Here is a 15135-nt window from a genome sequence, read left to right on the forward strand (position 1 = left end):
AGGCTAAACTGTAATTATGAAGCGCGGACAAATAATTTTATTGTTGTTGTTAGGGATTGGAATAACGGAAACGGGCCTTACGCAGCAGCAGGCGGCATACAGGCATTTGTTGCGCGCCTATGAGGACAATGACATTATCAATTTACCGGGCGAAGGCACCGACCGGGGTTATTCAAATGGCACCCGGCTCGACTATTTTCTGGTTAGCAATAAACAAACGCTTTTCTTTCTCAACCGCATTATGCCAAAGGCCGGCGACAGCAGCGTGAATACCTTTGGCTTCAGCCTCATGCAGGTGATCTACACCCCAAAGAATATCCTTAAAAGAATACCCGACAGAAATGATTTCGCCTATGCCGGCGGATTGTTCGCCACCCACTCTTTGCTTTCAGCCAATGCCATAAAAAAGTACGGTTGGCAAACAGAAGTGTTGCTGGGTGTAATGGGGCCGCCCTCGCTGGCAAAAAATGCCCAGTTAAAAGCGCACCAGATCGTTGGCATTGTAAAACCGAATGGTTGGGATCATCAGCTAAAAACCGATCTGTTGTTGAACGTAAGTGTGGCGGGGGAAAAGGAGCTGTGGCACCTTGGCCATTTTATGGAAGCGGTCGGCGGCGCCCGGGCTTTTGCCGGAACCGCCATGAATGGATTTTCATTGTATGCTCTCATTCGCCTTGGTAAAATGACACCTTATTTCAAGGGGTATGTTTCACAGTTTTCTGCCCCACCGGGCCGAAAAAGCCGCTGGCAGGTGTATGGTATGGTGCGGCCTGTGGTTGAATACATGCTTAGCCATGCATTGATAGATGGCGGGGTGTTTAACCGTAATAATGAACCGGCGCCGGTGCCAGACCCCTACGCCGATGAACCGGTGACCGGCGACCGGGTTCGGAACCGGGTTGTAGCAAAAATGGGGTATGGACTGGTTGTGTCGGCAGGGCAGGTGGGGATCTCTTTTACGCAGACAACTATGACGCCGGTTGTAAAAGGAACGGGCAGGCAGGAGATCGGCAATATTTCGCTACACTTCGCCTGGTAAAAAAGAATAGGATTTAAAGAGGAGGGTTTCCTGTTAAGGAAGCCCTTCTTTTTTGTTTTTGCACCCCCTTTAGCATCGTATAGCAATCGAAAAAGCCACCATACGTACTCCCTGAATCAAGACTATTTGCAGAAAATTATAATTTGATAGTCAATGGACTAGCGGGAGTAATGAAAAAAAATTAAAAACATTTAATAAAAAATTAAAAAGATATTTTAACTTACAATTAAATTTGATAAAAGAACCAACTAACGCCGCGCATGGAAAAAAACTTATTGTATAAAAGGAGGATCGTTAAACATCTCTATTTTGGCAATATGTTATCCTGTGCCGACCTGAGTGACAAGATCCACAAAAGCATACCGCTTACCACCCGAATGTTGGGTAAGTTAATGGAGGAGGGGATGGTAACCGAAACCGGGTATGCAGCTTCAACCGGTGGAAGGCGCCCTGTAATGTACTCATTGAAACAGGATGTAATGTATGTAGTGTCTGTGGCTATGGACCAGTTGGTTATGCAGATAGCTATTCTCGACATGCAGAACAGGAACGTGACCGCTATTGAACTGTTCGAGCTACCACTCACTAAGAATCCGAATGCACCCGCAGCCCTTGCAGAAAAAATCAACGAAATAATTATCCGTTCGGGAATTCCGAAGAGCAAAATTGCCGGCATAGGGATCGGAATGCCTGGTTTTGTAAATGCGGTAAAAGGGATCAATTACACCTTCCTTGAAACAGATGGATACACCATTAGCCAGTACATTTCGGCAAAAGTGAAATTACCGGTGTTCATAGATAACGACTCGCGTTTGATCGCGTTGGCCGAACTGAAGTTCGGAGCTGCGCGTGAAAAAAAGAATGCATTGGTGATCAATGTCGGCTGGGGAGTGGGGTTAGGGATGATCCTTGAAGGGGAATTGTTCAGGGGCCATGATGGGTTTGCGGGCGAGTTCAGCCATATACCATTATTTCTGAATAATAAATTATGCAGCTGCGGTAAAAGCGGTTGCCTTGAAACCGAAACCTCATTGTTGGTAGTGATCGAAAAGGCGAGCAATGGATTGAAGAGTGGCAAACTGTCGATGCTGAAAGAATCGGCGCTTTTGGTCGATCACCCGGAAAAAGCATTTCAGAATATAGTAACCGCGGCCAGCCGGGGCGACAAGTTTGCGGTAGAGATCCTGTCAGAGGCAGGGTACAATATTGGAAGGGGCGTGGCCATCCTGATCCACCTGTTGAATCCTGAGGTAGTGATCCTGAGCGGACGCGGCTCAGCGGCCGGGAAGATCTGGCAGGCGCCTATTCAGCAGGCATTGAATGAACATTGCATACCGCGTTTATCATTAAATACAGAAATAGAAGTATCGGCGCTCGGGTACAATGCAGAACTGACAGGCGCAGCCGCGCTTGTTATGGAAAATTATGAACGCGATGATGTGAAAAACCTGATATACGAAAACAGACCGGATGTTTTTATCTGATCCGGTCCTTTCTTTAATTAAGCTTTATACCTATACCTATATAAGACTGTTTTTAAACCAGGAATGCGTTGAACGCAGCATTCCGGCATCTGCTATATAAACAGGGAAAATTTTAAACAATCAAACAAACTGCTATGACGAAAGCAACAATCCGTCTACTTCTGGTCATGCTGGCCGGTATCTGGAGCCTTACAGGTACTGCGCAGGAAAAAAGGATGATCTCAGGAGTAGTAAAGGACAGCACTGGTAAAGCTTTGCCAGGTGTTTCCATCTCTGAAAAAGGTTCAACAACCGCTACGGTTTCCGACATGAACGGTGTCTTCAGGATCCCGGTTTCTTCTGCTAACCCGATCCTGGTTTTTTCTTCCATCGGATTCGATAGAAAAGAAGTTACAGTAGGTAGCCAGACTACATTGGATGTTTCCCTGGCCGGCGAGATCACCAGTCTCGAAGGCGTGGTAGTAACCGCGTTGGGTATTAAGAAAGATCAACGCAAATTAGGTTATGCCACTTCACAGGTAACAGGTAAAGACATCCTTCAAACGGCTCCTACCAACTTTGCCTCTGCATTGTATGGTAAAGCGCCCGGCGTTACCATTAGTACCAACCCTGGCGGTGCAACTAGTGCCGCGTCTATTCAGATCAGGGGTATCAACTCAATTAATGGTCAGGGTCAGCCATTGCTGGTAGTGGATGGTGTGGTTATCCGTAATGGTGATGCCAACAGTGAAGGTTACTGGGGTGGCAACCAACGGTTGAATGGTAATGGTTTGCTCGATATCAACCCTGAGAACATTGAAAGCATCAACATCCTGAAAGGTGCTGCTGCTTCCGCACTGTATGGTTCCGATGCCAATTTTGGCGTTGTCGTTATTACTACCAAAAATGGTAAAGGCCGTAAAGGATTAGGTGTAGATGTTAACCTGAGTGCCAACGTGGAGCAGGTGGCTGTAGTGCCCGATCTGCAAACAGAATATGGTCCGGGTTACGAACGTGCAGTAAATATAGGACAGGGTGCCGATGATCAGGGCTGGATCAACAGAACAATAAATGGCCAGGCGGTACAATACCCCAATTATAGAGCCTATGCCCAGTTTGGTCCAAAAATAGATGGCCGCCAGATCTATTACTGGGATGGTACCATGCGTGAGTACAAAGGTCAAAATCTCTGGAAAGAATTTTACAGAACAGGGCATAGCCAAATTGCCAACATTGCCATCAATAACTCAACTGATAAAATGAATTACCGCTTATCGTATACCCGTAACGATTACAAGGGTATTCAGATTGGTGGTAAACAGGAAAAAAATACATTCAATTTTAACTCAACCTATAAGGTTACATCGAAAGTTTCGGTTGATTTGATTGCAAACTACATTAACGAGAAAGTACATAACAGGCCACGTCAGTTGTATTATGTTACCAACAACTTCGGCGGTTTCTTCAGCCCTGCTGATAATATGGATGCATACTTCAACAAGTATCAGACATCCAAAGGGTACAAATGGGTTGACTGGAACAGCAATCTCGATGTGGAGGAAAGATTAAAATACAACATCCGCGCTAAGGACTTCCTCGACTTTTTGTGGAACCAGCTCGCTAATAATTTTGATGAAACCAGCAACCGCTTCCTGGTTTCCGCAACGCTTAATTGGAATATCGCCAAAGGATTGAACTTCCGCGGTCGTTATGGCACTGATTATACCGGTTATTATGCTGAAACAAAAGAAAAATCAACACAGCCCATTTCATTTGGTGCTACCGGCCGGTATGCTACCAATTCCAATCGCTTTGTTGTAAATTATGGTGACGTTTTACTGTCCTATAATCGCAAGCTTTCAGAAGATTTCAATACGACGGTATCAGTAGGTTATCAGGCGCGTAAAGAAGATTATCGTTGGAACGAGGCTACTACCAGGGATGGTTTAACACAGGAAAACTGGTTCAGTTTGAACGCCTCTAAAAACAACTCAGGCAGTACAGTAAGAAACCAAAGATTGGTTAAAGATGGTGCATTTGGTATTTTGAACATCGAGTACAAAGACTTCCTTTTCGTAGAAGGTACATTAAGAAGAGAAGTTACTTCGTCTCTGGCCCCAGGCAATAACACCTTTTATTATCCTGGTGTAAGTGCGGCATTTGAGTTAACCAATGCGCTTCAATTACCTGCCTTCTTTACCTATAGCAAACTGCGCGCTTCATGGGGTGTAGTGGGTAATCCGCCTCCGGCATATGTAGGTAATGTTGCCTATTATTCTAACCCGCCATCCAATGTGGAAGGTATTCCCATCCTGTATCCGCCAACTACACGATATGGTAATAAGGATCTGAAGAACGAACAAAAGAACGAGATCGAGTTTGGTTTGGAAAACAGGTTCCTGAACAACCGTTTGGGTTTTGACCTCACTTACTATAATGACAAGATCAAAGATCAGATCCTGGAACTTACTACGCCTGCAACCATTGGTGCTTCAAGCGTGTGGGTGAATGTGGGTGATATGCGTAACTATGGGGTTGAATTGGGTTTGTATGGTACACCGGTTAAAACAAAAGATTATGCATGGGATACCCGCCTGAATATTGCTTTCAACCGTAACAAGGTTATCTCCCTGATGCCAGGTTTGGAAAGATTGCAACAGGCTAATCTCGATAACGGTTCTGCATTCGTAGTAGCTCAGCCTGGCAAGGCAGCCGGCGAAATTGTTGGTTACAAAAGAAGAACCGATGACAAAGGGAATTATATTATAACCGCCAGCGGTTTGCATGAGATCAATTTCGATACGCTGCAATCCCTGGGTAACCTGCAACCAAAAGCAGTAGGTGGTTTTATCAACAACTTTTCCTACAAGAACTGGAATCTGAATGTAGTGGTTGATTTCCGTTTTGGCGGTCAGATTATTTCACAGGCTATGTTGTACGGAACAGGTTCCGGCATGTATAAGAGCACGCTCCATGGCCGCGATACAGAGCATGGTGGTTTGTCTTTTTATACTGATGCAAGCGGAAAAAATATCCAGGTGCCTGCAGGAACAGCTGCTGGTCCGGGCGGACAAAAAGTTTACAACGATGGTATGATAATAAAAGGGGTAACTGCTGATGGTAAAGAAAACACTACTATCATAGATGCACCTACATATTACCGCTACCATTATAACTGGGGTTCATTTGTAGGATCAAATATCAGCTATGCTGACGCTGTGTTCGATAATGATTTTATCAAAATGCGTGAAGTGGTCCTGTCATATACGTTGCCCAGAAAAGTGGCCGGCTTAATAAAAGCACAAAACCTTACGCTAAGTGTTTATGGTAGAAACCTGTTTTACTTCGACAAGGCGCTGCCTAACTACGATCCTGAAGAAGGTGTTGGTACTAACTGGGTTTCTCAGGGTACAACCAATGGTCAGGGTAACGCCGCTACCCGTTCATTCGGTGGCAGCATCAGGGTTTCATTCTAAACACATTGAAAAACATTGACAATTATGAAAAAACTTATTATAACAATCCCGCTTTTAATTATGGCGGCAGGCGCGCTGGTAACGGGTTGTAAGAAATCTGAGATCACGGGTAGTTATTTTGATCCCAATGCTTCTGTAAACGCCACTATTCCAGCTTTGTATTCAGGTTTATTCTATAATGAAAGAGTGTTACCGCGTTATTGGGGACTGTTCACTTTTCAGATCCCTATGATGGGTACTTATAGCCAGACCGCCGGTTATACCCAGGGCGATAAAGTTTATGAGCAGGCGGTTAACTATACCAAAGACCGCTGGGATTATTTTTATAATAATACCATAGCCCGGTATCGTGAAATTGAAAAGTACTATGGCAATCTTGCAACCGATGCTGAAAAAGCAGGTTATCAGTTGTTCCTTGAAACGTCAAGGATATTCCTGTACGACCAAACTTCACAAATGGTAGATATGTGGGGTGATATTCCTTTTTCAACTGCAGGTCAGTTGAATACAACAGGAACTATTGTACTGGCTTCTTATGATAAGGGTGTTGATATTTATACGAACATCCTGAACGATCTGAAACGTATTTCAGATTACCTGGCAACTGTAAAACCAGAGCAATTCTACCAGGATCAGTTGACCGCTTATGATTACATCAATAAAGGGTCAATTACCAAATGGCGTAAATATGCCAACTCGTTGATGTTGCGCTTGGCTATGCGTATTTCTTATCAGAATGAAACCGCAGCCAAGTCACTGGTGCAAACCATTCTGGGTAATGCCACTCAGTATCCTACTGTTGATGCTGCTGCTGAAACTATAAAAATTCAACCTTCAAGCACTACCAGTACACTTACTGTTCTCAATGATATCAGAAATGGTTTTGGTGTAAATCCGTTTCCAGGCAGCAAAATGGTTGATACCATTATGGCGCCGGCAGCAGATCCCCGCTTACCCATTTACTTTACTGCAAATAGAAGAGGCGAATACAAGGGTGTGCCTTATAACTGGACAGCTACCCGTGTGGCAGACTCAGTTGCTACCAATTACTTCTCCCGCTGGGATTCTACTACCTTCAGTGAGAACAATGTGTTCCCTGGTATAATTATCTCCGCCGCCGAAGTAAGCTTTTTGAAAGCAGAAGCGTTTGAAAGATGGGGTGGTGGAAATGCAAAAACAGCATATGAAACAGGCGTTAAGCAATCCATTCAGTTCTATCAGTCGGTAAATGCAGGCAGCAGCCATACCGGAGCAAAAGAAGCAATGCCTTCAGATGGAGTTATTAATACTTACCTGGCAAATCCTGCCATAGCATATGGTACCGATAACCTGGAAAAGATCGCCACGCAGAAGTGGATCGATTTTGGCGTGATCCAGGCTCACCAGGCATGGATCGAATGGCGCCGGACAAAATTGCCTAAGTTAAATTTCCCAAATGATCCTTCGTCTGTGCTGTCGCCCGCCCCGCCCACTCGGTTGTTGTATCCTTCAACTGAAGTCAGCTTAAATGCAGCAAACTATGCAGCAGTGAAGTCGAGTGATAACGTTACTACCAAAGTATTTTGGGATGTAAAATAAGTTACATATTAAGTGTTGAGAGTTAACAGCCCCGGTAATCGTACCGGGGCTTTTTTATTGGGTAAAGTCGGCAATTTCTGACCAATTGCTTAAATTGACCCGTCAATACCATTACCATGGAAACAATATTTATAGTGCTGTTGGTTCTTCTGCTGCTGGTTAGCGTCATTACCCTGGGTGTTGCATTGAAAGTAATGGGGGCGAAGAACAATACCGATTGGATGGCCATGAAGTATAAAATGGAAAATGTGATGACGGAGATCGCCCGGATAGAGGCTGCCGTGAAACAGGAAATGGTTACCAACCGCCAGGAAACGGGCGATAATACACAACGCATTCGCGCCGAGCTGGCCGCTTCGCTCAAAAATTTCGGCGAGCTTATAACCCAAACCATGTCAAGCGCCAGTACGGTGCAGAAAGATAGCTTTCATGCTTTGCTGAACAAACAAAGCGAACAGAATAATGCCATAGCATTTCGGTTAGACCAGATGCGTGAAACCCTGGAGAAGAAAATGGCCGAGATGCAAACGGGCAATGAACGCAAGCTCGATGAAATGCGCGCAACCGTTGACGAAAAATTACAAAAAACGCTGGAGGCCCGTTTGGGTGAATCGTTCAAACTGGTAAGCGAGCGGCTGGAAGCTGTGCATAAGGGACTTGGCGATATGCAGCAACTGGCAACCGGCGTAGGCGATTTGAAGCGGGTACTTACCAATGTAAAGTCAAGAGGTGTGCTGGGCGAATATCAACTGGAAAGCATACTTGAACAAATTCTCACCATCGATCAATACGGGCGCAACGTAAAAACAAAAGAGGGTTCCAATGCATTGGTGGAGTTTGCCATAAAATTACCGGGGCGCGGTGACAAAGATAAAGTGGTATGGCTGCCCGTCGACTCCAAATTCCCCAAGGAAGATTTTGAAGCGTTGATGGATGCATACGATCAGGCAATACCCGATCTGGTGGAAGAGATCAGGAAGAATTTTATAAAAGGCATTCGGAAATGCGCCCTGGATATCAGCAGCAAATATATTGACCCGCCAAATACAACTGATTTTGCCATCCTGTTCCTGCCCTTCGAAAGCCTGTATGCCGAGGTGTTGCGTACGCCCGGTTTGTTTGAAAGCATTCAACGGGAATATAAGATCATCATTACCGGTCCAACCACGTTATCGGCTTTGCTGAACAGCTTGCAAATGGGTTTCAGAACGCTGGCCATTGAAAAAAGATCAGGTGAAGTATGGCAGTTGCTGGGAGCGGTGAAAACCGAGTTCGGCAACTTCGGCGGTATACTGGAGAAAACGCAAAAGAAACTACAGGAAGCCAGCAATGTAATAGAACAGGCAGGTGTGCGGTCGAGGGCAATTGAAAAGAAATTACGCGCTGTACAGGAATTGCCGAAAGACGATGCGGTTGCACTTCTCGGAAAGCAGAATCCTTTGAATTTGGAGCAGGGGGATGAGGGTGAAGAAGGATAGTTAATGTTTAACTTCGTGATAGGCAGGACCGGAATCTCGGCTGTCCCGTACTATTTTCAAGCCATTTTGACGGAACCGCTCACTTCAACCTGTATATACAAAAAACTACCAACGTGCCGTAATGAATATGCGAAAAGGGTCTTTACACTGTATGTGACCAAAGATCCGATCAGGACTTAAGGAAAATCCAACACATAACGTATTTTTTTTTTACTTTTGAATTCAAAGTTTCCAACTGGCCCAATACTATTCAATTAACTGTTAGCTTCAATAATTCAGATCAGTCAATTAACATCCTGGTTAAAATTTTAAAGGAATATTTATTATGTTTCAGAAGAGTTTTCTGTAGCCTTATCCTCATTGGCTTGTTAGCGTTACGGACAATTGCACAAACAAAACCATTGGCGGAATCCGTAATCGGGAAAGGTGATTACCACAACTACAAATTATATAGGCGGCCTTGTTTACCAAAGCAAAGCGACTGTACCGGCAGAGGCAACTGACCATACCGATCAACTCCAGCATATAATGCACGAAGAAGGAAGAACACGGTTTGTAGCTGCAGTGGACAACAACCCGGGCAGTTTTGAGCACGACTATTTTGTTAAGGATCATTTGGGTAATGTGCGTATGGTACTGACAGAAGAACGTAAAACGGATATCTACCAGGCGACTATGGAACCGGCCATACGGAACTTTGAAGTAGCTTTATTCGGCAACAAGGTAGAGTCAACTGCCCAAACCAAAGACCCCGATTTTGATGCGGATAAACCTTCCCCATTGTTTCAAAACTATTGATAGATTTAGCGAAGGTGTTGCAACAAGTATCAAGAGCATTGACATGGGAGCAAAGAGTTATATTGGAGCAGGTAAAGTATTCGATGTCTTAAAGGGATATATAGATGTATTAATGCAGTTTAAAGGTGGCTCAAGGGCCGGTGTCATTATTAAGGAAGCAGATATTACATCTAAAGTATTGCAGGTTGCAATAAAGCCGTTTGGCACCAGCCTGATGCAGTGGGTTGAAATAGCGAAAGCCTGGCAATATGCATACAAAAACAATATAGGATTTCAATTAAGATTAATAAAATGATTTATATGCCTGGAGCTTCAATTTATAAGCTACATTCCGAAGATTACCTGATGTTTGCCTTATGCAAAACTAAAAGTGGATTCTCCGTTGCATGTGATCCGTTCACTCGTATCGCTAAAGATGATAGAGGCGTTGATGTGGTTGTTAATGCATTAAAAGTTTCCCTCAATACAGATGATACAAAACGGTTACCCGATCCCCAGAACTGGAAGGAATTCGAACAGAATTTTTTACAGAAATGTGGACTGAAAACTTTACAGCCGCTGCAAAAGGCCGGAACGCTTTTGGTTGAAATTTATAGAGAAGACAACTATCTGGTATTTCTGCCAACGAAGCGTGGTGAAGATGCTAATTTTGAGCATAAGGACAGGGCCGAAGCTGTTAAAGTATTATTTACTGCTTCTAATAAAGAAATAATGCAGGCCCTGGAGGAAACTTTCAGCAAATGTGAATAGTGTTTATTTCAATTAATTTACAATTATGGCTTCTAGTTGTAGAGAATTTTTATTACTACCACTAGAAGCCATATCTTTTAAACAGAAGAACTGAAAAGAAAGAGTAACCTATTTATTATGCTGGAGTGAGACCCGAATTTCAGGCCCTCAACTATTCATTGGAGGTTACAGTAGCGTAAGATTTTTAGCTTTATACGCCTGTAATTCGTTGCTGTCGGGGGTAAGTTCTGTGATTAAATAATCGATCTCATTTACGTCTGCGATCTTCATTTGCATCACCGAATTCAGTTTTTCAGAAATGGTAAGTACGGCTACTTTGTCGGCCGCATTGATCATCGCTTTTTTTACCTGAATGGTTTCCCAGTCTGAATCGGTTAAACCGCTGTTGGAATCGATGGCATTGATACCGAGAATGCACAGGTCGGCTTTTATATTACTGAGGTATTGAAAAACTTCGCCGCTAACGGTCATCTGGCTGTAGGTAGAAATTTGTCCGCCGATCATAATGGTCTTGATCATTGGTTTATCGAGCAGCTCAACTGCAGAAAGTACATTTACGGTAATGAATGTGGCCCGCAGGGTAGCAGGTATTTTTTTGATGAACTCCCTGATGGTAGTCCCCCCGCCGATAAGCACGATCATATCTTCCTTCAACAGCTGCAGGGTTTTATCGGCAATGATCTCTTTATGTTGCTGCGAATAGGTTTGCGACTCATGGCCAATATGGTAGGCAGCCGACATCACCCCGCCTTTAATGCGGATCACCTGGCCCTCTTCGGCCAGCTCATTCACATCGCGCCGGATGGTGTCTTCCGACACATCTATCAGCTTTACCAGGTCGGTAAACATTAAACGGGTATGGATATTTACCTGTTTAGTGATAAGCTTCTTCCTTTCCTTTTTCTGCAATGCAACCGGCGCCGGTGTATTGGGATTATTGTTTGCCATAAACTATTGAAACATTGTTTGGATTAAGGTCCCTCTCCAATTGACAAAATTCAATATTTACCTCGAAATAAAACGGCTTCTTTAAAGGTTAGGCGATTTTATTTTTCAATCAGGAAGGGTAACCCCGGAATTGTAAAGACCTTCTATTTATGCAATTGTTGCAATAATACAATAATTGCAAATATTTTGCAAAGTTAATTCCATTCTTTCGTTTTTGACGTCTACCTGGCAGATAATTTATTGTTAGTTGATAATCAGTATTTATTGTGGCATTTGCTTTATCTGCATCCTTAACCGCTCTCAAATGCCTTTATCTAAGTATTTGCAGTATTTTGAATAATAATTGCAAATAATTTGCAGTTATTTCGTTTTTGTTATTTAAATTGAGACAGAATTCGCAACGTAACCAAACATTCTACTCAACTCAAACGCTTATGAAACGAGTCAAACTAATTGCTTCGGGCAGCTTGCTGCTATGTTTTCATTTCTTATTCTCCTTCCCGGGCCTGGCCCAAACGACCCAATTGAAAGGGCTGGTAAAAAGCGAAGCCGACCAGTCGCCACTTCCCAACGCCACGGTAACCCTGGTAACAGGCAAAGGTGACGCCTCCACCACAACCGATTTAAAGGGACGTTTTACCCTGGTGGTGCCCGCCGGTTTGGGTTCTTCAGAGCTGCAATTACTTATTACCTCGGTAGGGTTTGAAAAAAAGCAGGTCACTGTTACGCCGGGTGAAACAATGATTACCATCTCGTTGAAAAATGGCAGTGCCGATATGCTCGACAACGTGGTAGTAACGGCATTGGGCGTGAAAAAAGAACGGAAAGCGGTAGCTTATGCCGTTACCGAAGTAAAAGGGAGCGAGTTTACCCAGGCTCGTGAAAATAACGTTGCCAATGCGCTGACCGGTAAAATTGCTGGCGTTAATGCCGCCGGTTTATCAACAGGTCCAGGCGGTTCAAGCCGGGTTACTATAAGAGGTAATGGTTCTTTAAATGGCGATAACCAGCCGCTGTATGTAATTAACGGAATGCCCATAGATAATTCAGTGCCGGGCGGTGCGCCTACTGTAAATGGTATTACGTTCAATATCGACCGCGGCGATGGCATAGCCGGTATAAACCCCGACGATATTGAATCAATAAGTGTATTGAAAGGAGGAACGGCCGCAGCCTTGTACGGTTCGCGGGCGGCGAATGGCGTAATTCTTATTACCACAAAAAAAGGCAGGGCGCAAAGAGGAATTGGTGTGGAATATAATTCAACCTATACCATGGAGAACATTGCGGTCATTCCCGATTTTCAGTACGAATATGGCCAGGGCGCCCAGGGGGTAAAACCTACAACCCTTGCCGCATCACAGGCAAGCGGCAGGTTTTCGTGGGGGGCAAAAATTGATGGTTCGAAAGATTATGTAGGTGTTGACGGCAATACACATCCGTATGTTGCACAAAAAAAGAACCTGCAGAACTTTTATCAAACGGGCACCACGTTTACCAATACCATAGCGCTTACCGGCGGTTCCGATAAGTTCAATTTCCGGTTCTCCGCTGCCGACCTGAACAGTAAAGGTATTCTACCAAATACTACCTATAAGCGCAAAACTTTTAACCTGTCTGTAAACAGTAAACTAAGCGATAAACTACACCTCGACGCGGTAGTGCAATATAATCTTGAAGAAGGGAAGAACCGTACCATGGCTGGCGATGCCCTTGGAAATCCTAACTGGACCCCGCTTGAAATTGCCAATACGGCCGATGTGCGCTGGCTCGATCCCGGTTATGATGCAAACGGCAATGAAACGATCTGGAACGATGTGGCCATTGCCTCGAACGGGTATTTTGTGCGCAATAAATGGCAGGAAAACGACCGGAAGAACCGGTTTATAGGTCAGGCCGATATTTCGTACGAACTGGTAAAAAACCTGGTATTCAAAGGCTCGGTGAGCCGTGATTTTTATAACTATAATTACTCGCACGTAATGCCTACCGGAACGTTATATACGCCGAATGGCGAGTATGCCGGTTTGAAATCTGATGTGTCTGAAACCAATGCCATGGTTACCGCCTCGTACAAAACATCTGTGGCGGGGAAACTCGGCATTTCGGTAATGGCCGGTGCAAATAGCCGCAAATTCAATAACGACCAGCTTAACATGAGCGGCCGGAATTTTACCATACCTTATTACTACAGTTTTTCAAATTTGTCAACGGCATCTACCATACCGTATAACGGCCGTATTACCACGAATTCGGTTTTTGCTTCTGTAGACCTCGATTACAAGAACCTGTTGTTTATTACGTTAACAGGCCGCGAAGACTGGTTCTCGACCCTCAGTTCAAAAAATAACCATATTTTTTATCCGAGTGTAGGCGGCGCCTTTATCCTGTCCGATGCGCTCAGCCTTCCTTCCCTTTTTAACTTTGCCAAACTGAGAGCCTCATGGGCGCAGGTAGGCGGCGGAGCGCCCGATCCGTATGCTATCAATCTTACTTATAGCAATGTGCCCAGTTCGGGGCCGGCGTTATTGAACGTTACCAGTAACAATATCTCAAATCCCAACCTGAAGCCATATACTTCAACTACCTACGAAGCCGGTATTGAACTGCAAATGCTGCGCAACAGGCTGGGACTTGATTTTACCGTTTACAACCGTAAAACAACAAACGATATTGTAAATACGGCTATTTCCTCTACCTCGGGTTATAACAATGTAATTCTGAATGTAGGCGAATTGCGCAACCGGGGCATAGAGGCATTATTGACCGGTAAACCGGTTACCGGTAAGTTTAGCTGGAACGTTAGCTATAATGTAGCCTACAACAACAGTAAAGTTGTTCAACTGGCTCCCGGTTTAAAAAGTATCCAGATAGCCAATGCCGTTGGTAACTGGTGTTACATCAACCATATCGAAGGCCAGCCTTTCGGTACCCTCGTAGGTACCCGCATGGTTAAGGATGAAAATGGAAACACTGTTTTCAATGCTACCACAGGATTGCCGGTTGTAAGCCCGCTGCAGGAACTGGGCAACAGCGTGGCGCCGCTTACCATGGGGCTCACCAATGAATTCAGGTATAAAGATTTTTCGTTCAGCTTTTTGCTCGATGGTAAATTCGGTAACAAGGTTTTCTCCGTCTTCGAACTATATGCTACCCGTATGGGCAAATTGAAAAGTACGCTGCCCGGCCGTGAGAACGGACTGGAACTAAAAGGAGTTGACCAGGCCGGCAACCCGTATTCAAGAACCGTATCGGTAGCCAATCTGCGCCCATACTACGACAATTTCAAAACTTACTCCGAATTGTTCCTGCATGATGGCAGTTTTGTAAAGCTCAGGCAGGTGATACTCTCGTATAACATCCCCGTAAGTAAAATAAAGTTCCTGAAAATTCAGGCGGCCAGCCTGTCGTTCGTTGCCCGTAACCTGGCCATCCTTTACCGGCAAACCGACAATTTTGATCCGGAACAGAGTTTTACCAACAGCAATGCCCAGGGATTTGAGTCTATTGGCCTGCCACGTACAAGATCATATGGCCTGAACCTGGGTATTAAATTATAATTCCAAAAAATTGAAGGATGAAACGTCCATGGCAAAACTCATAAA

At 44.4% G+C, this 15135-nt stretch carries 10 protein-coding genes; 9 read left to right on the forward strand and 1 reads right to left on the reverse strand.

What is annotated here, in order from left to right:
- The first annotated feature begins 16 nt into the window (after positions 1–16).
- From A4R26_RS26390 to A4R26_RS26425, 8 genes are all read left to right on the forward strand, one after another.
- Positions 17–1039: a lipid A deacylase LpxR family protein gene (locus A4R26_RS26390; protein WP_081169519.1), complete on the forward strand. Its 1023-nt coding sequence runs from the start codon at positions 17–19 to the stop codon at positions 1037–1039.
- 260 nt (positions 1040–1299) lie between these two features.
- On the forward strand, positions 1300–2523 hold the full coding sequence (locus A4R26_RS26395; protein WP_081169520.1) for an ROK family protein: 1224 nt from the start codon (positions 1300–1302) through the stop codon (positions 2521–2523).
- A gap of 134 nt (positions 2524–2657) precedes the next feature.
- Complete coding sequence (locus tag A4R26_RS26400; protein ID WP_081169521.1) at positions 2658–5978, forward strand: SusC/RagA family TonB-linked outer membrane protein; 3321 nt, start codon at positions 2658–2660, stop codon at positions 5976–5978.
- Between the two features lie 24 nt (positions 5979–6002).
- Complete coding sequence (locus A4R26_RS26405; protein WP_081169522.1) at positions 6003–7556, forward strand: SusD/RagB family nutrient-binding outer membrane lipoprotein; 1554 nt, start codon at positions 6003–6005, stop codon at positions 7554–7556.
- A gap of 116 nt (positions 7557–7672) precedes the next feature.
- On the forward strand, positions 7673–9034 hold the full coding sequence (locus A4R26_RS26410; RefSeq protein WP_081169523.1) for a DNA recombination protein RmuC: 1362 nt from the start codon (positions 7673–7675) through the stop codon (positions 9032–9034).
- A gap of 426 nt (positions 9035–9460) precedes the next feature.
- Positions 9461–9832 (forward strand): hypothetical protein, encoded by a 372-nt coding sequence (locus A4R26_RS26415; protein WP_081169524.1) that lies wholly within the window; start codon positions 9461–9463, stop codon positions 9830–9832.
- Positions 9795–10127: an endonuclease toxin domain-containing protein gene (locus tag A4R26_RS26420; protein ID WP_341350293.1), complete on the forward strand. Its 333-nt coding sequence runs from the start codon at positions 9795–9797 to the stop codon at positions 10125–10127. The genes A4R26_RS26415 and A4R26_RS26420 overlap by 38 nt, the downstream gene beginning before the upstream one ends.
- A gap of 5 nt (positions 10128–10132) precedes the next feature.
- Positions 10133–10582, forward strand: a complete 450-nt coding sequence (locus A4R26_RS26425) for a contact-dependent growth inhibition system immunity protein (protein WP_133054785.1) — start codon at positions 10133–10135, stop codon at positions 10580–10582.
- Positions 10583–10747: 165 nt separating this feature from the next.
- Here the strand turns inward: A4R26_RS26425 and A4R26_RS26430 are convergent, their stop codons facing one another.
- Positions 10748–11530 carry a DeoR/GlpR family DNA-binding transcription regulator gene (locus A4R26_RS26430; protein WP_081169527.1) on the reverse strand — a complete coding sequence of 261 codons (783 nt, stop codon included), beginning with the start codon at positions 11528–11530 and terminating at the stop codon, positions 10748–10750.
- A 434-nt stretch (positions 11531–11964) separates the two neighbouring features.
- On the opposite strand from A4R26_RS26430, the gene A4R26_RS26435 reads away from it, so the two are divergent.
- Positions 11965–15090 (forward strand): SusC/RagA family TonB-linked outer membrane protein, encoded by a 3126-nt coding sequence (locus A4R26_RS26435; RefSeq protein ID WP_081169528.1) that lies wholly within the window; start codon positions 11965–11967, stop codon positions 15088–15090.
- Positions 15091–15135: the final 45 nt, after the last annotated feature.

The organism is Niastella populi (assembly GCF_002078015.1).
Taxonomy (GTDB): Bacteria; Bacteroidota; Bacteroidia; order Chitinophagales; family Chitinophagaceae; genus Niastella; species Niastella populi.